This window comes from Bdellovibrio sp. SBM16, from assembly GCF_056175625.1.
Genome location: NZ_JBJKJG010000001.1, coordinates 438,781 through 456,571 on the forward strand (window position 1 = coordinate 438,781; position 17,791 = coordinate 456,571).

General features: G+C 45.2%; 15 protein-coding genes. 9 read left to right on the forward strand and 6 right to left on the reverse strand.

Going from position 1 to position 17,791, the window contains the following annotated elements; translation table 11 throughout:
• Window positions 1-59: 59 nt before the first annotated feature.
• Genes AC04MM_RS01980 through AC04MM_RS01990 form a run of 3 tightly spaced genes read right to left on the reverse strand, consistent with a single transcriptional unit; the run spans window position 60 to window position 3,717 of the window.
• Window positions 60-1,133, reverse strand: coding sequence for a fatty acid desaturase (locus tag AC04MM_RS01980; RefSeq protein ID WP_475378634.1), 1,074 nt, complete (start codon window positions 1,131-1,133; stop codon window positions 60-62).
• Entirely contained in the window at window positions 1,121-2,494 is a 1,374-nt protein-coding gene (gene argH / locus AC04MM_RS01985; protein WP_475378635.1) for an argininosuccinate lyase, read from the reverse strand. Before argH ends, AC04MM_RS01980 begins: the two co-directional genes overlap by 13 nt.
• 11 nt (window positions 2,495-2,505) lie before the next feature.
• The gene (locus AC04MM_RS01990; protein WP_475378636.1) at window positions 2,506-3,717 is read right to left on the reverse strand and encodes an argininosuccinate synthase; all 1,212 of its coding nucleotides are present in this window, start codon (window positions 3,715-3,717) and stop codon (window positions 2,506-2,508) included.
• Between the two features lie 142 nt (window positions 3,718-3,859).
• Between AC04MM_RS01990 and argC the strand changes: the two genes are divergently transcribed.
• From argC to AC04MM_RS02020, 6 genes are read left to right on the forward strand one after another with little or no spacing between them, the layout of a single operon-like run.
• Entirely contained in the window at window positions 3,860-4,927 is a 1,068-nt protein-coding gene (gene argC, locus AC04MM_RS01995) for an N-acetyl-gamma-glutamyl-phosphate reductase (protein WP_475378637.1), read from the forward strand.
• Entirely contained in the window at window positions 4,924-6,120 is a 1,197-nt protein-coding gene (argJ, locus tag AC04MM_RS02000; RefSeq protein WP_475378638.1) for a bifunctional glutamate N-acetyltransferase/amino-acid acetyltransferase ArgJ, read from the forward strand. The genes argC and argJ overlap by 4 nt, the downstream gene beginning before the upstream one ends.
• A 15-nt stretch (window positions 6,121-6,135) precedes the next feature.
• Window positions 6,136-6,927, forward strand: a complete 792-nt coding sequence (gene argB / locus AC04MM_RS02005; protein ID WP_475378639.1) for an acetylglutamate kinase — start codon at window positions 6,136-6,138, stop codon at window positions 6,925-6,927.
• The gene (gene argF, locus AC04MM_RS02010) at window positions 6,920-7,906 is read left to right on the forward strand and encodes an ornithine carbamoyltransferase (RefSeq protein WP_475378640.1); all 987 of its coding nucleotides are present in this window, start codon (window positions 6,920-6,922) and stop codon (window positions 7,904-7,906) included. Before argB ends, argF begins: the two co-directional genes overlap by 8 nt.
• Entirely contained in the window at window positions 7,846-8,319 is a 474-nt protein-coding gene (gene argR / locus AC04MM_RS02015; RefSeq protein ID WP_475378641.1) for an arginine repressor, read from the forward strand. The genes argF and argR overlap by 61 nt, the downstream gene beginning before the upstream one ends.
• A gap of 57 nt (window positions 8,320-8,376) precedes the next feature.
• Window positions 8,377-9,126 carry a hypothetical protein gene (locus AC04MM_RS02020; RefSeq protein ID WP_475378642.1) on the forward strand — a complete coding sequence of 250 codons (750 nt, stop codon included), beginning with the start codon at window positions 8,377-8,379 and terminating at the stop codon, window positions 9,124-9,126.
• A 27-nt stretch (window positions 9,127-9,153) separates the two neighbouring features.
• Here the strand turns inward: AC04MM_RS02020 and AC04MM_RS02025 are convergent, their stop codons facing one another.
• From AC04MM_RS02025 to AC04MM_RS02035, 3 genes are all read right to left on the reverse strand, one after another.
• Window positions 9,154-10,200, reverse strand: a complete 1,047-nt coding sequence (locus AC04MM_RS02025) for a DUF1402 family protein (protein ID WP_475378643.1) — start codon at window positions 10,198-10,200, stop codon at window positions 9,154-9,156.
• A gap of 132 nt (window positions 10,201-10,332) precedes the next feature.
• Complete coding sequence (locus tag AC04MM_RS02030; RefSeq protein ID WP_475378644.1) at window positions 10,333-10,599, reverse strand: GlsB/YeaQ/YmgE family stress response membrane protein; 267 nt, start codon at window positions 10,597-10,599, stop codon at window positions 10,333-10,335.
• A 73-nt stretch (window positions 10,600-10,672) separates the two neighbouring features.
• Window positions 10,673-11,419: a hypothetical protein gene (locus AC04MM_RS02035; protein WP_475378645.1), complete on the reverse strand. Its 747-nt coding sequence runs from the start codon at window positions 11,417-11,419 to the stop codon at window positions 10,673-10,675.
• A 138-nt stretch (window positions 11,420-11,557) separates the two neighbouring features.
• Here AC04MM_RS02035 and AC04MM_RS02040 point away from each other — a divergent pair, with 138 nt between their 5' ends.
• The 3 genes from AC04MM_RS02040 (at window position 11,558) to AC04MM_RS02050 (ending at window position 17,712) form a co-directional block, all read left to right on the forward strand.
• Window positions 11,558-11,704 carry a hypothetical protein gene (locus AC04MM_RS02040; RefSeq protein ID WP_475378646.1) on the forward strand — a complete coding sequence of 49 codons (147 nt, stop codon included), beginning with the start codon at window positions 11,558-11,560 and terminating at the stop codon, window positions 11,702-11,704.
• Between the two features lie 153 nt (window positions 11,705-11,857).
• Window positions 11,858-14,497 carry a hypothetical protein gene (locus tag AC04MM_RS02045; protein WP_475378647.1) on the forward strand — a complete coding sequence of 880 codons (2,640 nt, stop codon included), beginning with the start codon at window positions 11,858-11,860 and terminating at the stop codon, window positions 14,495-14,497.
• On the forward strand, window positions 14,494-17,712 hold the full coding sequence (locus AC04MM_RS02050) for an NHL repeat-containing protein (RefSeq protein WP_475378648.1): 3,219 nt from the start codon (window positions 14,494-14,496) through the stop codon (window positions 17,710-17,712). Before AC04MM_RS02045 ends, AC04MM_RS02050 begins: the two co-directional genes overlap by 4 nt.
• The last annotated feature ends 79 nt before the right edge of the window (window positions 17,713-17,791 follow it).

Here is a 17,791-nt window from a genome sequence, read left to right on the forward strand (position 1 = left end):
TCCGGGCGGCTGGAAGACTTAAAAATTAGTGTATAAAAGTTCGTCGGTTTTCTTGAAACTTAAGCCATCGCCTGGCGGCGTAAGTAGTTTTTTATCTCTTTGGCAAACTGCTTTTCAGCTTTTTTTAAGTGGTGTTTCTGGCCTTCGAGGTAGGCTCGGATCTGCTCTTTTAAGTCTTGGACGTTGTGATTAAACTCATCAGCCAACTGATTAAAACGTTCTTTAAAATCGCTTTCGATCAACACCAACGCTTTGATCGCTAATTCTTTTCTGAATTTTTTGGTGTTGTAGACGGTTCGGATTTCGGCAAGTTTTACGTAACTTAAAATTTTAATATAAAAGTAGCCAACATCAAATTCGTACCACTTATGCCTGAACGAACAGGATTTTTGGTGGGCGTGGTGGTTATTGTGATCCAGCTCGCCGCAAATCATAAAGTTTAACGGAAATAAAAAACCGATATTGCGCGAGTTGTCGGTTGTCTTGTGGTTTTTATAGCCGATCCAGTGGGCAATGGCGTTTACGCCGCCAACCGCAAACACCGGAGAAATTAAAAAACCGATCAGTGATAATAACGTACCCCAGGCAGCGCCGAATAATAACATATTGATAAAAACCATCAGGCTTGGGCCTAATAATAAATTCTCGGCGATAAAAGCTTCATATTTGTTTACAGGTAAACGCTGTCTGATTTTTAAAACTTCGGGACTTGATTTGGCCGCATTGTAATCCCAGGCCCCTAAGAAAAACACATGCGCTAAGCCTTTTTGAACCGGGCTGTGCGGATCATTTTCTTTATCCGAGTGAATGTGATGGTACATGTGCACTGATACCCAGTCTAACTTTGACATGCTGGTGATCAGCCATAACCAGGTTTGCATCACGGTATCTAAGGCTTTATTAAAGTTTACCCCTTTATGCGTATGCGAGCGGTGAAACGATAAGCTCATGCACGAGATCGTCACATGTGTCATGATCACCACGTACACTACGATTTTTAATGCCGAGTGGTTTTGCCAGAAGCCTCCGAAAAAACCGTCGCTCCCGTTGAGATAGTTAAGTCCCAGGGCGGTTGCGACATAAGAAAAAAGTAAAGTCAGAGTTAACGCTAACGGATTTTTTATAAACGACATAAGTTTTTTGCCTTTTCTAGCTGAAAGGCTACTGCTTTTGGTGAAGTTCCGCCATGAGAATTTCGGGCCTGCATGACCGCTAAGTGAGGAAGTGTTGCAAGACTGTCTTCATCAAATAGCGGGTGCAAGGATTTAAGTTCATTTAATGTGATCTGTTCAAGTGCGAGCTTGTTTTTTGTGCAGTACTGAACAGTGCGGCCGATCACTTCGTGCGCTTCACGAAATGGCAGGCCTTTTTTAACTAAGTCATCCGCCAGATCTGTGGCGTTAGAAAAATCACCAGTTAAAGCTTTTTTCATGTTTTCAGTTTTCCAGCTGGCTTCTTCAAGCATCACAAGCATTAAGCGCGAGCAGCTTTTTACCGTATCAAGGCCGGTAAATAAGTGAAATTTATCTTCCTGCAGATCACGGTTGTAGGCCAGTGGCAGAGCTTTAAGTGTGGTCAGAATACCGATCAATGCGCCGTTGACGCGGCCAACTTTTCCGCGGATCAGTTCGGCGACATCAGGATTTTTTTTCTGCGGCATAATGCTTGAGCCGGTTGTTACTTTATCTGATAACTCCACGAATTTAAATTCGGGCATCGACCATAAGACTAATTCTTCACTTAAGCGCGAAAGATGCATCATGATGGTGGCAGAGTCAGATAAGAACTCGATGATATAATCACGGTCAGATACCGCATCCAGCGAATTTTCGCTGACTGAGTTAAAGCCTAAATCTTCGGCCACCTGCTCGCGCTTTAACGCAAAGCCGGTGCCGGCCAGGGCCGCCGATCCCAGTGGTAATTGTAAAACGCGTTTTTGTGTTTCTGATAAACGCTCGATATCGCGCTGAAACATCCAAAAATACGCCATCATATGATGGGCAAGACTTACCGGTTGAGCATGTTGCATATGCGTAAGCCCCGGAAGCAGCGTTTCGGTGTGCTGTTCGGCGGTTTTGACAAAATAATTTTGCAGGGCCTTGAGCAGAGTAATTAAAAAATTAATCTCGCCGGCTAAGTACAGACGGGTATCGGTGGCGACCTGGTCATTGCGGCTTCGGGCGGTATGCAGTTTGCCTGCGATAGCGCCCAATTTGGCATAAAGCTTTTTTTCGATATCTGAATGAATATCTTCAGAGGTCGGATCAATCTGGATTTTTCCGGATTTAAACTCGGCCTGCAGTTGTTGCAAAGCGATGACAATAGCACTGGCCTCGGCTGCAGGAATAATTCCTGCATCGCCGAGCATTTTGGCGTGCGCTATTGAGCCTGCAATATCTGCTTCCCAAAGTCTTGAATCGGCTTCAAGCGAAGATGAAAAGCTCTCGACCTCGAAGTGAGTTTGTTCCTGAAATAATCCGCCCCAAAGTTTCATCTAAGAACCCTCTAGTGTTGGTTTAAAGTTAACTTATCTTTGATGCTGTTATACATTCTCGGTTGAAGACCAAAGTTTTTAACTGCGCCGGTGCTCTCTGATTGTACAAACGTTGTGGTATCAAAGCTTGCCAGATCTTCTGAGTATAAAGCCCACGGTGAAGTACGGCCCATGACCACCACGTTACCTTTGTACAGTTTTAATTTGACTGTACCGGCAACGCGGGTTTGCGTCGCACCGATGAAGGCTTCAAGATCAGTTTTAAACGGATCCCACCAAAGACCTTCGTAAGCTAATTTGCTCCACTCAAGATCAATGGTTGATTTAAAACGGATTTCATCACGGGTAAGAACTAAATTCTCTAACGCTTTATGCGCTTTAAGTAAAAGTGTTGATGCCGGGCATTCGTAATTTTCACGCACTTTTAAACCCATCATGCGGTCTTCCATAATATCAATGCGGCCGATGCCGTGATCACCAGCTAATTTATTTAGCGCGATAACCATGTTACCTGGAGTATAAGCCGTGCCGTTGATGTGCGTAGGAATTCCATTTGCAAAAGTTAAAGTGATTTCTTCAGCTTTATCTTTCGCGTCTTCTAAAGATTTAGTCCATTGAAAGATTTCTTCCGGCGGAGCAAAATCTGGCTCTTCTAATCGGCCGCCTTCGATTGAACGGCCCCATAGATTTTCATCAATACTCCAGATTTTTTCTAGAGATTGTTGGATAGGAACATTATTTTTCTTAGCGTATTCGATTTCCCAAGAGCGGGTCATGTTGCGTTCACGGATCGGGGCGTGAATAACCGCGCCGTCGACTAACGAACGCAGACCGAATTCAATACGAAACTGGTCGTTACCTTTACCGGTGCAACCGTGTGCAAAATGTTTAACGCCAAGTTTGTTGGCAACTTCGGCAGCTTTGGCCGCGATCAGCGGGCGGGCAATCGAGGTCGACATCGGATAGCCCTGATAATCGCCGTTAGCTTGTAAGGCTTTAAAGCAGTAGTCTTTGATAAATTCTTCTTTGGCATCAACCGTGTAGTGAGTTGTTCCGAGAATTTTTGCTTTTTCTTGAGCCTGGGCGATATCGGCAGGATCTTGGCCGACATCGATGGTTACCGTGATCACTTCCTCGTAGCCATACTCTTGACGCATCAGCGGAATACAGATCGAAGTATCTAGACCACCTGAATAAACTAACAAAACTTTTTTATCTGACATAATTACTCCTATTGCATAAATGCGTTGGTATGCGTGAAATATGCATGCATAAACACTTTTTATATGCGAATAATTATGCAGTCAATAGAAATATATAAATTAATGGTTGACATATGCGCTTATAATCAATAAATATGCATACATGATGCATAAATATTCACGCGATACACAAGCCCATTTAGCCCATAAAATTACGGTTTCCGTAGTGGGGGCGCGTGGTTACACCGGTTTAGAAACTGTAAAACAGTTGCTTCGCCATCCGTATGCAAAGCTTACGTGCGCGTTTGCAACCAACGATTTTTCACTGACTCCGTATATTCAAAATAAAAAAATCACTGATGTTGTCTGCCTGCCGGAAAAAGACTTAGCCCAGCATTTAACTGATGTTGTTTTTTTAGCAACGCCGGCCGAAGCTTCGATGAAGCTTGCGCCGCAGATTCTGGCGCAGGGTAAAAAAGTGATCGATTTATCGGGCGCGTTTCGCCTGAAAAAAAGCGACTACGCAAAATGGTACGGCTTTACGCATGAACAAAATGAGCTTTTGCAATCGGCTACCTATGGATTGGTGCCTTTTGCAAATTTTAGCTCAAATCCTTTAGTGGCAAACCCGGGCTGTTATGCTTCAAGTGTCTTAATGGCCTTAATCCCGTTAATCAAAAAAGACTTAGTCTTTGTTGATACAATTGTTATCGATGCAAAATCGGGCACAACCGGCGGCGGCAAGAAAGCATCTGAAAATTTATTATTTACTGAAGTTGAAGGCGAGTGCCTGCCGTACAAAATCGGTAAACACCAGCATTTACCTGAAATCATCGAAGCGGTTGAGCAGTTTACCGGCGTAAGCATAAACCCGTTTTTTACAACGCACTTATTACCAACCCGCCGCGGGATTTTATCGAGTATCTATATGAAGGTAAAACCCGGCGTAACACCAGAGCAATTGACTTCAGCGTATGCCGAGGCCTATGCAGGTAATCCGCTTGTGTTTTTCGCTGAGAGCGACCAACAGCCGCAATTATTATCTTTAAAAAAAGTCGTGGGGACCGCACATACACATCTTAGTTATAAGCTTCAAGGCGACCAGCTTTTTCTATTTTCAACAATCGATAACCTGATGAAAGGGGCAGCCAGCCAGGCGATTGAAAATTTCAACCGCCTTTATGACTTACCTTCATCGACAGGACTTGAAGATATGGAGGCTTTCATATGACACCAGGACCAGGCTTACACAGAACACCACTTCCCAAAGGATTCTTAGCCAGTGGCGCAAACTGCGGCGTACGTAAATACCGTCCGGATATCGGCGTTATTATTTCTGAAGTTGATGCGGTCGCGGCCGGTGTGTTCACGCTTAATGAGTGCAAAGCCGCACCAGTACAACACTGCGCAAAAGTTTTACCAGCAGATAACGTGCGGGCGATTTTTACCAACTCTGGCCAAGCCAATGCCGCAACCGGGATAGAGGGATTTAAACGTAACTTCGATGTGATCAAGGCCACGGCAGAAGCGTTAAACTGTACCCCAGAGCAAGTGCTGATTGCCTCAACGGGTGTGATCGGTGTGCAAATGCATACAGAAAAAATAATTCCGGCATTACCGGATTTAGTTGCACGCGCGCAAGAGCACGCTGAAAGTTTTGCGTTGGCAATTCTTACAACGGATTTAGTTCCTAAAACGGTAACGACGGCCGTTAAACTTTCGGGCGGAGAAATCCGCATCACCGGTATCTGCAAAGGTTCAGGTATGATTCACCCGAATATGGCGACCATGCTGGGCTATATCTTAACCGATGTAAAAATCTCTAAAGATGTGGCGCACACCGTTTTAAAAGCAGCCACTGATGTTAGCTTTAACATGATCAGTGTTGACGGGGACTCATCGACAAACGACTGCTGCTTTTTAATGGCCAACGGCGAATCCGGCGTTGAACTTAACAATGACCAGGATTATCAGGCCTTCAAAAAAGCCGTTACCGATATCATGATTTACCTGGCTAAATCGATTGCGGCCGACGGTGAAGGTGCGACCAAACTGATCGAAGTGGCCATTACTGGTTCACCTGAAGAGGTACTGGCTAAAAACGCAGCCCGCGGAGTAACGCTGTCGCCATTAATTAAAACGGCCATTCACGGCGAAGATCCAAACTGGGGAAGAATTTTAGCCCGCCTGGGAGCCGAGAAAGTTCCGGCGGCGTGCTTAAGCCAAATGGATTTAACTTTACAAGGGGTAAAATTATTCACCAACGGTGAGCCTGCAGCGTTTAACAAAGACGAAGTTAGGCAGCTGTTAAAATCGGCCAATGTAAAAATTGAGATCGATTTAAAAGCGGGACCGTTTACAGCCACGGCATGGGGTTGTGATCTGTCAAAGAAGTACGTTGATATTAACACTGATTATTCATAGGGATAAAAAACAGAGATGAGACAAGATTTAGTAGTTATCAAATTAGGTGGAGCTTCATTACTTGATCCCGCAACACGCGGCCAGGTGGTTAAGACTGTACGTGATTATCGTAAGTATGACTACGACGTGGTTCTGGTTCACGGCGGCGGTCCTGCGATTAACGCTGAATTAACCAAAAGAAATATTTCCTGGAGTTTTATTAACGGCCAGCGTGTGACCAGCGTTGAAATGATCAATGTGATTGAATCGGTTTTGTTCGGGCAGATTAACGCAGAGCTTGTGGCCGACTTAAACGAAGGCGGTGTGCCGGCGATTGGTTTATCAGGCGCAAAGAATAACTTATTGCACTGCCGCCAGGCCAGCCGCGAACTTGGCCAGGTTGGGGTCGTTGAAGAAGTGAATGCTGACTTTATCAAAGCTTTGCTGGCGCCGGAAAAAAATGTGGTGCCGGTTATTGCGCCGATCGGGATTGGTGAAGACGGTGAATTGTTTAATATCAATGCCGACTGGGCCGCAGCTAAGATGGCCAGTGCTTTAAAAGCGAAAAAACTGATTTTTTTAACTGATCAAAACGGAATTTTAGATCAGAACCAAAAACTCATTGAGCATACGGATTATGTGCAACTCAAACAACTTATCGACAATGGCACTGTCAGCGGCGGTATGTACACGAAAGTTCAGACCGTCGTCGATGCGCTTAACCATGGCGTTTCGCAGGTTAGAATTTTGCGTGGCACCCAGGCGTATGATGGTCTCTGGAGCGATTTCGTCGGCACCATGTGCCGCAACGAGGTACATTATGTTTAGCGTAGAAACACCCCATTTTTTAACCGGTGAAGAGTTATCGCAGTCTGAATTACTGGATTTATTGTTTTTTGCCATCGAGCTAAAAAAACATAAACGACAAACGTTTTTAAAAGATAAAACCATTGCCTTACTTTTTGAAAAGGCGTCGTTGCGTACGCGTATGAGCTTTTCGGTGGGTATTGAACAGCTGGCAGGTAATGTTTTTGAAATCAATTCCAATCAGCGAAAAACCGAAACGCCGGCTGATACGATCCGTGTCATGCAGGGGTATGTTGACGGTCTTATGGTAAGAACCTTTGAACACGAAATATTAGAGGAGATGGTTAAACACGCTAAAATTCCGGTGATCAATGGGTTATCGGATCTGCATCATCCGTGTCAGGCCCTGGCCGATCTGCAGACGTTGCTTGAAAATTTCGGTAAACTTAAAGGTTTAAAACTTTGTTACGTCGGTGACGGCAATAACGTTTTACACAGTTTACTGTTGTTAGCCCCGTATGTCGGTGTCGATGTTCATTATGCTTGTCCTTTAACGTACAAACCAAATCCTGAAATCTTAGCCCGTGCGTTTGAGCGTGCGCACCTGGGGGGCGCTAAGATTAAAGAATTTAAAACCCCGCAAGAGGCGGTCGCAGGAGTTAATGCGATTTACACGGATGTTTGGACTTCTATGGGTCAGGAAGAAGAGCAGGCCGAGCGTCTACAGGCGTTTTCAGGCTATCAAGTTAACGCAAAACTTTATGAATTGGCTGCACAGAAGGCAATCATCATGCACTGTATGCCTATTCATGAGGATCAAGAAATAACCCGCGAAATGATTGAGCATCCGTGCTCAGTTTTATTCCAACAGAGCGAAAATCGCATGCACGCGCAAAAAGCTTTGTTGACTGGACTTTACACATCTGAGGAAATGAAAACATGGCAGCCACATCACAAGCTGACGCCCGCGCAAGATTACAAATCCTTCGGAAGCTTTTAGAAGAAGGCACTGTAAGCACCCAAGAGGAACTTTGCGAGGCGCTACAAAAAAAGAATTTTTCTGTAACCCAAAGCACCGTTTCGCGTGATTTGCGCCGCATCGGTGCGGCGAAAACGATCTCGGCCAGCGGCGATGTGGTTTATCGTTTACCGGAAGAATTAATGATCGCAGCTCCGTCTCCGACTTTAACCGGCGGAATCAAGGGGCTGTTACTCAGCATCGAACATAACGGCTCGATGATCGTGATCAAAACTCCTCCGGGTTCGGCAAGCCTCGTGGCCCATCATCTGGATTTAACCAAACCGGATGGTATTTTAGGAACCATTGCCGGCGATGATACGATATTTGTGGCTCCGGCCCTGGTTAAAAAGATCGAATCAACCATGGAAGCCATCGTTGACGAGCTTAGTTAGCTCAAAAATAAGCACAACATATTGACTCGCATCTGATTTGTCTTTGAAAATATCAATATGAAAACGATTATCTGCATCTTGGTATTATCTTTAAGTCCGTTATTTGCTTTTTCGCAAGATGAAGATCTTGGCCCCAACGGGGGGCAGTTAAAAGATGTGGGCGAATTTTTCTCTGAAGTCGTGGCCAATAAAGACGGGTCATTTCATGTTTACCTGCTGGATAAAGAAAACAAAAAGGCCACCATCCGTTATTCATACGTGACCGGCTTTTTTGAAACCACTAATGGTGTAAAGGTTGAGATTCTTTGTGTCGGTACCAAGACTTATTTTGAATGCCATCCGCGCGGTTGGAATTTAAAAAAAGGAAAAACACTGGTCTTAGACTTAGCCCGCAATAATATCACCGGTAAAAACGTTGTTTATACTTTACCGATTTATAACCCGAAAGATTTAGAGTCAGCGCAAGGGCGCATCGCCCATGCGGTGAGTATGGATAAGGGCCAGAAATACATGAGCTTTCGTTTTGGCAAAAGAAAGTATGAAACCGGCCCCCAGTTAGATGCGGGGGGTTCTTACTGCGTGATTGAAAATCTGAATCCGAAAAAACTGGTAATTAAAGCCAAGAAAAAATTTACTACCAAAATCGAAAAGATCACGCTGCCAGAAACAACCGTGCAACGCTATTCGGTGATCCGTAACCGCGATTATCATCTGTACTGCGATTTTACAACTGATGCCGAATTTAAACAGTCGCTGACCATCGAAAAAATTAACCAGCATTTAAATGGCTGGCTTAAAATCAAATAGGCTTAAATAAAAAACTTTGCGATGGGGTTAGTTTTTTAGCGGGGTCGTTTTTAAGTAATTGTTTATCGCATCTTCAAAGTGATTTACATACCAGCCCATAAAATTAACCTGGGGATCGCCGCCGCGTACAGTGCTTAAATAGGCGCGCTGGTATTCATCACCTAAATTGTAAAGTGTAGTGGTCAGGCCCGGGTTCTGGCTGATATCGACGTTAGCGACTGTTTTGTAGACATGAATTGATACGTGGGCCATGGCGGCGATATAGGCGAGCATTTCTTTGTTGTTAAAAATAACTTTAAACGGTGTTTTCATGTCGGTTAAGTCAAAGCGCTGGTAATTATAGCCAAGTGATCTGGTTTTTTCGATCACTAAGTCGTTCATGCTCCACATTAAAAAAGGCTGCACCTGGCCTATGCCAAATGTGCCAACACCTTTTTTTGAAATCTGGTAGAACCAGAAAATAAAGTCGCGGTTTGACCCGTTGGCTAAGTACGGAGAGTTGTGCAAGATGCAGCGCCACTTCCAGTAATTAGAAACTTTTAAATCGTTACAGCCAGCGGTGCGTTCGTCTTCGGCGATCATTTTCATGCGGGCCGACATCGTTTTAAAATCAGATTCATTAAACATCTGGGCAAAACTGTCCTGAATGGTTTTATCTATGGCACCGTTAAATGAATTTTCGCCGATGATCGGCCCCAGGATATGCATCGGGTGCAGGTCAAAGGCTTTGCTCAAGCGCACGGCTTCGGCAAGCAGGCCCTGTTCGTTTAAGGTATCTAAGATTTTGGGAATTTTGTTTTTACCTAAGGTTAGGGCAAACTCAGTTTCGCGGCCGGCATTTAACAGTGCTTCCCATTCGCCGCTAAGAACTGCGCGTGAGTAAACACGCAATCTGGCCACTTCGGGGATTTCTTTAAGTTTACCGTTACCTTTTGCGATCACGCGTGCTTTTTGTGTTTCACTGCGCTTAAGTTTCTGATCCAGTTCAATGTATAACGACATCGGGGCCGCCGTCGCAGCCAAAGCAGAAAAAGTTAACATTAACACCGGTAAAAAGCGTGTGAAGTTTTGCATAAGTCATTTCTGTTGCGATGTTTGTGCCATAGAAATGGTTTATGAGAATGAATTTAGCTGTTTACACCGGTGAATTTACAAACTCAATGTATAGATTTTTGACAGTAAAGCCCTGGGCCTGTCACAAGGCTTTTAAGTGATCGCTTTTTTCTTGGTTAACATTCCGACAATTGCAAGAACCACAATCGCACCGGCAACTGCACCGATAAAGCCTGCGCGTTCATTTGGGCCGTAAATACCGAAGGCCTGGCCAAGCCATGAGCCGACAAAAGCACCGGCTACACCAAGTACCGCGGTCATAAACCAGCCCATTTTATCGTTGCCGGGTTTTAAAAATCTGGCCATGACACCTGCAATAAATCCGATGATAATCGTTGCGATAATTCCGCGTTCTTCCATTTTGCCTCCTGTGAGTTCGATTCGGAATATTACTGCAATTCGTGGATCCAATAGAGTCGGGGTAAGTTGGTACTTAGTTTTGTTTTCTGCGTTTGCTAAAGGCTTTGGTAAACGGCGACTCCCACGGTCTGAGACCGATCACTAAACCAAATTCACTCGCATTGGGATGGTTGCGGTGGTTTTCGGATTCAGCCACTAGGTCTTTGCTGAGCTGTAATAGTTTTTGTCTGAGTTTTTGCGGGCCGCCCGGGGTAAAGGTTAAATTTAAAAACGTAAAAAAATCATCGTTTTGGTTAAACTGGGTTTCAAAAAATTTGGTTTTCATTAAGCTTTCAAGATGTTTACCTAACGGGCCGTCTTTGCGAAAGCGTAACTGGCCGGCAAACGTTCTTTTAATGCGGTTTTTTCCGACGATTTCAAGCAGCTGCCATTTCTCCAGCAAATTTAAGATGCGGATGTTCTTTTCGGCAGTCACCGTGTAGTCGCGAATTATTTCGGTCGGGCTAAAGCCATCTTCGATCAGTAAAAAATAATGAAGTGCTTCGGGGTCTTTAACCAGTTTGTTTTCCTGATCCGGGGTCAGGTAATACAGCTCAGAATTTTTCTGAAACGGAACTTGCTGTAAAAAATCGCCGACTGAAATATGCATCAGCGCACAGGCGCTTTCGATTTTTGAAAGTGAAATATCATTCGAAGCCATTACACGTTTAGTGCTGGATACCGAAAGCTTCCACACCTTGGCCAGATCGGCGTAAGTGAGGCCGCGCAGTTTTAAGTGCGATTTTAAATTTTCGATAATTAAACTGGTGTTTGATTCCATGTAAACATTGCCTTATTGCGAGACGATCCTCCGTGAAAAGTATTATATATTAATACCATAAGTGGCGTAAAGTAATACTTTAAAACTTGCTCTTTAAAACCCAGAAAAACCCGACGATACTAGACCTAGGAGATTGTTATGAAAAAATGGTTTACGTTATTAAAACAGGCCTTCTTTAAAACAAACACCACTGATTTTTACTACTTAGATGAAATGAAATCTTTTGAAGAACAAGAAAACCTTCGTCGCACCCAGTATTTAAGTTCGTTTTCAAAGGCGGCTTAAACCGCGGGGCTGATTGCCTCGCTTTTTATTTGTTATTATCTGAAAAATGAATTCTTAAAGAGCATATATTTCATTAAAAAATTGTTTAAAATTTGTGTTTCAGTTTGAGGCGTTTGCCTTTAGTTTACTCCGGTAAGCGTCGATAAGTTCTGCATGAATGGTCAAAGTATGGGACGTATTCTGGTGTTTGTGTGTGTGCTCGTGTTTGCCGCGACGGCTGCGGCTATGAACGGGCGAACCACCTATCAGGCTAAAATCGTAAAACCAGACGGGTACCCGTTACAATCAACCAGCGTAAATTTCAGGTTTACCGTTTTAGATACGGTAGGTAGCTGTATTTTATATGTTGAAGATTACGCTGCGATCAATATGCAGAATACGGGTGGATTAATTTCGTTTGCCTTAGGTAACGGCGCGATCAGCTTTCCGAGCAGTGCAACGACCCAGACCTTTCAGTCCATTTTTGATAACTCAACACCGTCAATGGCCTGTCAGAATGCCGGTGTGTATTTACCGGGGCCAAATGATGTCAGACGTGTTGTTATGCAGTTTAATGACGGCAGTGGTTGGCAGACTTTACCGGCGATGACGATCAACACAGTACCTTATGCCATGTACGCCAATTCTGCCAATAACGCTAAAACCTTAAATAATAAAGCTGATACGGCATTTGTCGAGTATACGACTTTATCCGGACTCAACTGTAATGCCAGCGAAGCACTTCGTTTTAACGGTGGAAGTTTTAGTTGTGTTCCTGCAGCGACAAGCGCTGCAGCGATTGTCGCTGCGTTAGGTTATACACCACTATCGTCAGCCGATATGGCAGCGACAGTTGCTTCGGGTACCGTGTTAACGACCACAATAAACAATTTATCTTCATCGGCAACAATAATGAGTTCTGCGATTGATGGTTTAGCAACATCGATGGGCGCAATTACCTCTTCACAGTGGACGACAGCGGGATCAAATATTTATTATTCGGGCAATGGTGTGGGTATCGGCACATCTAGTCCGGCCGAGCTGCTACATCTTGTTGGACCATCACAAGGATATACCACCAATGGGTTAAAAATTGACACTTACAGTGATACGACTGCTACGCAAGTGTGGTTGGGTTCAGCGCGAGGAAGTGTGTCGAGTCCAATGGCTGTAACAACAAATAGTCGTTTGGCATTAATTGCGGCCCGTGGTTTTGGCCAATCACAGTTCTCAGGTAATACAGCGGCAATAGAATTTAAAGCTGCCGAAAACTTTACGGATACGGCTTGGGGCAGTCGTATTGTTTTTGCGACGACACCTAACAGTTCAACTGCTCGGTCTGAGCGAATGCGCATCGAAAATGATGGTAATATCGGTATCGGCACGATAGCTCCGGTGACCCGTTTAGATGTAGCGGGCGGTGTGCGGATCAGTATGGAAGCTTCGGCCTGTGCGGTGAGTTTTGCGGGGACACTTCGTTATAATGCGGGTGCTGTTGAATTTTGTAATGGCACAAGCTGGACGGCGTTTGGTCTAAGTGGGGCAGGATTACAGTCAATAAATGGTTCAACATCAGGCACACAAAGTTTTGCGCATGGCTTTACCGGTACAACACCAAATATTGTAACAACAAATGGAGTGCATACGTTAAATATTCCGTTAGCATCGGCAGGTTCTGTGACTGCGGGTTTAATTTCAAATTCTGATTATTTGACGTTTAATAATAAGATGAACAATACTTCGGCGGCGGTAGTTTCAGCGCTTGGTTATACACCGGCGTCGGCATCGGCATTATCAAGTTATGTGTTACGCACAAACAATTTAAGTGATTTAACTTCGATTACGACTGCGCGCGCGAATCTTGGTTTAGGCACTTTTGCCATAGCAAATAGTATAGATTTAGGTTCAGCTTCGGCAACCGGCATAATTGCCGATAGTAGGTTAGCGAACCAAGCAGGCGTCATATCAGGTACACAGTACACGAAAGTAACAGTTGATGGTAAAGGCCGTGTGGTGAGTGGTGCGCAGCTAGCGATGAGTGATGTTACAGCTGCTTTAGGTTACACGCCGGCGCAGGCAACATCGGCTACCCAGTGGACGACTAGTGGAGCAACGATTAATTACATGAGTGGTAACGTAGGGATCGGAACAACCACGCCATCAACATTAAATGGATGGGGTCGGGTACTTGATGTGCATGGTGTCTCACACTCAAAAATCGTGGCCACCAATGCGACAGATGGCGTGTCGGTGACAACAGGTGTTTACAGTCATAGTTTAGTGCCAAATGGATACGGCGGTTATCCCCAAAATTACGGAGGTGTCGGTTTAGTCGGTACTGAAACTGGTCATGATTTTGGAATCATGACGGGTAATGTGACACGTATCTCTGTTACTTCTGGCGGTGCTGTCGGTATCGGTACAACCACACCGGCTGCGAAATTAGATGTGCAAGGCCAGGTTAAAACTTCAATGGGTTCACCACTGGTTAATCCGGCCGGCAACGCTGTTGATTTTGCCACCGGTAACACCCAGTATGTTACGTTTTCGACCTGTCCGGGAAACACACTGACCGCAAATTTATTTTCAATGTTTGAAGGCAGCAGCTACTCGTTAGTCGTTGTTGCACCAAACGGATGTATCGTCGAGTTTACCGGCACCACTCATGCTTACGGCGGTTCGGGTGGTACGGCAGTTACGGCATTTAAATACCCAGCAGGGCAGAAATTTTCATCGACCGGAAACCCGATGGTTTATTCTTTCTTGCGGGCCAATAACTTTGTCTTTGTGGCGCAAGTTGTAGATTTTCAATGATGATGCGCACGGTTTTAATCACATTATTTTTACTGCACGGTTTCTTCGGCAATGCTTTTTTGCCGAATATGGCATTCTGGAAAAGATCAATCTATCCGGTATTTGCCTCGGTTAACTCTGCCGGCATCGGTGCCACGCCCAGTAACGAAACCCACCAGCGCTATGTCACTGTCGGTGGCCCCGGAATTATCGCCTATAAAGCTGTGCTGATCACTTCGGGGACGTGTAACTCGCCCGGTGTGGGTGCAAGTCTGCTTGCAGCCCCCGAAGAATCAATCGCGACTAATTTTTATTTTACGCCACCGGCGATGACAGTTGATGATTTTTTTACGGTGTGTGTGATCGGAAAAAATTTTGTCGGTGCCTGGCAAAATGAAAATCTGCCAACTTCAAGTATTACTTTACGAGTAAACACCATTAAGCCAGATATGGTCGCACTAAGTCTAGACGGCGGCGTTACGGCTACGGATTCCAACGTGGTCAAAGTGCAGCTGGCTGCATCGCACGCCAATTTAAAAATTAACAGCTTTTGTTTAAAATCACAGATCGGCACCCCGGCGCCGAACGATCCGGCAAAAAATGATGCCTGCTGGAAAGCCATCGATGGTGTTAATCCGCCGATTATGCCGGCTACGACCATTAACTTTAATAATTTTAATTTCAGTATCGGTTACGTGCAGGCCACTTACTCGGTGTTTGCCTGGGTTAAAAGTGAAGCCGGTGCGATTTCAACGTTAACCAATTCTTCGTCAGGCACGATCGGCATTGATAAGTTTGATACCACCTATACGCCGCCGCAGGCTCCGGATATCAAAAACGTGATGGCCACAAATTCGGATACGCCGGCCAATCCGGTTTCAGAGGCCGATCTATTTATTCCGGCAGGGCAGTCGGCCTACATTAAATGGCATGCCAGTGATGACATTGCTCTTCCTGGCAATGCAATAACTATTTCATTCACTACCGATGAGCAAAATTTTTCTTCGGTCGTAAGCGGTATTGCCAACGCGCAAGGCGCAGGCTGTACGCTTGATGTAAACAGCACCGGTTGTTACCGCTGGACCAATGGTTCACCGTATTCGACGTACTTTAAAATCCGGGTGGGTGTGACTGATTCTACGGGCCTTATCAGCTATGCCTCAGCACCGCCAAATAACACCACACCGTTTTCGATCATTGCCGGTAATACCGATTTAGGATTAAACGGCAGTGCCAACACGGCCATTTTGAACACCCGTAATGCGGTGGGCACCAATAACACCGGTGTATCGCGTTTTGTGGTTCGCAGTGATGGTAATGTCTATATCTTAGATGCGCGCGGATTGTTGCGCATTAATCCCTATGACGGTTTGTTAAAACTCTATATGCCGATCACCGGAAGTGCAACCAACGGCCCGGTTGAGTCAGCAACCTTAAAAAACCCGATCAAGATGGTGTTAGATGCTTCAGAAAATTTACTTATTTACGATTATGATTTAATCAGAAAAATTGATTTTACTACCGGTCAGATATCTACACTTATCGGCGGCGGTAATTCCAACGCCAATGGTACGCTGGCAAGTCAATTTCAGATCAATCCGATCAGTGGCAGTTTTGAATATATGTTATTTACTGTCCTGCCCAATGGTAATATCTGGTTTCAGATCAACGATGATTTTATCCGTTCACGTAATGCCGGGGCAAAAGTCCGTTATTACAATGCCGCTGATCAAAGAGTTTATATCATTACGCCTTCAGGGACAGGTTCACTCGAAGATGCCGGTTTTGATCCGGCCACCTATTCGATTTATAATTTCGGGATTATGTTTGATCCGGAAACATCTACGGTTTTAAAAATCCGTTCGCGTTCGATTATTCCGACCACGGGCGGACACAGCCCGCGCAGTGTGACTTATAATCCGGTGCACGGGGGCGTTGATCCGCCACATATTCCGTTTATCAATTACTGGACAGAAGATAACACGGTCACTGCCATGAGTGGCGTGATGTACAACGTTGACCACTTCGGCAATAACGGGATTCATCGGTATGACCCCAACACGAACTCGTGGGTGCGAGTACTTGGGACCGGAACCAAAGGGCAGTGTGACGATGGCACTGATGCTTTAGCATGTTCTGTGGATACCAACGATATGTATGTCAGCCCGGTGGGACAAATCTATTTTATCGATCGTAACCGTATTCGTGTGATTGATGCTTCTAACAAAGTTAAAACTCTATTTGGGCAGTCGATGGCCTACGGGGATGGCTCTAAGGCTACGTCGGCGCGTTTGGGCCGTGTGTTCTGGATTGATCGAGCCTCCGACGGAAGAATTATTTTAGTCGATAACAATGAATATCGTATTCGTGAATTTATCCCTGGTGGCAACATCAGTCTTGTTGCTGGTACCGGGACAGATGCGGCACCAAATACCACGCAACCCGCAGTCAGCCAGCCGATCACCGTTAAATACTGGGGCGCCACCTATCCGATGGTCGTCGATGCTCCGACCGGAGATGTATTTTATAATCGGGGCGGCGGCAGGCTGGCCCGACTTACGCGCGCCACCGGTCTTTGGACAGATATCGCCGGTGGCGGCGGTACAGATTACACCACCGCCGATGGCTTACCCGGAGACCAGATATCGCTTTCTGGTTATGCCCAAGGACCAATGGGTTATAACGGCACTCAGCTCATGCGTACCTTTCACCAATGGAACGGCACTACCGAAGTCAATTCGATGATTAAATTATTTAGTGTCAGTGACGGAACGCAAACGCACTTTGCCGGCCTTTTGGGGTTAAATGTGGCTTCATTAAACAGCTGTGCCGCCGGCAGTGTGCTGGCTAATTGCCGTGCCCCTGCGAATTTTAATCCGTTCACCAAAGCGCAATGGGACAGTGCCAATAGCCGTTGGTTAATCAACCACATCGGCAGCAGTTTAATCCGCACCGCGGTGACTGGTGGCAATATCGGCGATTTAGTAAATCTTCCGCGCGGGGCGCAGTCGTTTTATTATATCGTTAAAGCAACGGTTCCGTATGTGTATTACTGTTCAGGGGGCCGGGTTTATAAATACAATTTAAATACATCGAATGAGACCCAGCTATTCTGGCCAAGTGATACGATTGCTTGCGATGGTTATTCGATGGCCTGGGATCCGGTGCAAAACTCAATTATTTTTCCGATTACCCAAAACGGCCTGGGCGGTATTGCGCGGATTATTGATCCTTAGTTTTTTGTCAGGATTTGGTTAACCCCAGACTATTAACCAAATCTTAAAATCACAATTTAAAAAAATATTTTAAGATTTT

What these genes read in the sequence shown, in the direction of transcription:
- argH (WP_475378635.1), bottom strand. Translation starts at nt 2,494, where the DNA reads ATGAAACTTTGGGGCGGATTATTTCAGGAACAAACTCACTTCGAGGTC.
- argC (WP_475378637.1), top strand. Translation starts at nt 3,860, where the DNA reads ATGATGCATAAATATTCACGCGATACACAAGCCCATTTAGCCCATAAA.
- argR (WP_475378641.1), top strand. Translation starts at nt 7,846, where the DNA reads ATGGCAGCCACATCACAAGCTGACGCCCGCGCAAGATTACAAATCCTT.
- AC04MM_RS02020 (WP_475378642.1), top strand. Translation starts at nt 8,377, where the DNA reads ATGAAAACGATTATCTGCATCTTGGTATTATCTTTAAGTCCGTTATTT.
- AC04MM_RS02050 (WP_475378648.1), top strand. Translation starts at nt 14,494, where the DNA reads ATGATGATGCGCACGGTTTTAATCACATTATTTTTACTGCACGGTTTC.
- AC04MM_RS02045 (WP_475378647.1), top strand. Translation starts at nt 11,858, where the DNA reads ATGAATGGTCAAAGTATGGGACGTATTCTGGTGTTTGTGTGTGTGCTC.
- argJ (WP_475378638.1), top strand. Translation starts at nt 4,924, where the DNA reads ATGACACCAGGACCAGGCTTACACAGAACACCACTTCCCAAAGGATTC.
- AC04MM_RS02035 (WP_475378645.1), bottom strand. Translation starts at nt 11,419, where the DNA reads ATGGAATCAAACACCAGTTTAATTATCGAAAATTTAAAATCGCACTTA.
- AC04MM_RS02040 (WP_475378646.1), top strand. Translation starts at nt 11,558, where the DNA reads ATGAAAAAATGGTTTACGTTATTAAAACAGGCCTTCTTTAAAACAAAC.
- argB (WP_475378639.1), top strand. Translation starts at nt 6,136, where the DNA reads ATGAGACAAGATTTAGTAGTTATCAAATTAGGTGGAGCTTCATTACTT.
- AC04MM_RS02025 (WP_475378643.1), bottom strand. Translation starts at nt 10,200, where the DNA reads ATGCAAAACTTCACACGCTTTTTACCGGTGTTAATGTTAACTTTTTCT.
- AC04MM_RS01980 (WP_475378634.1), bottom strand. Translation starts at nt 1,133, where the DNA reads ATGTCGTTTATAAAAAATCCGTTAGCGTTAACTCTGACTTTACTTTTT.
- AC04MM_RS01990 (WP_475378636.1), bottom strand. Translation starts at nt 3,717, where the DNA reads ATGTCAGATAAAAAAGTTTTGTTAGTTTATTCAGGTGGTCTAGATACT.
- AC04MM_RS02030 (WP_475378644.1), bottom strand. Translation starts at nt 10,599, where the DNA reads ATGGAAGAACGCGGAATTATCGCAACGATTATCATCGGATTTATTGCA.
- argF (WP_475378640.1), top strand. Translation starts at nt 6,920, where the DNA reads ATGTTTAGCGTAGAAACACCCCATTTTTTAACCGGTGAAGAGTTATCG.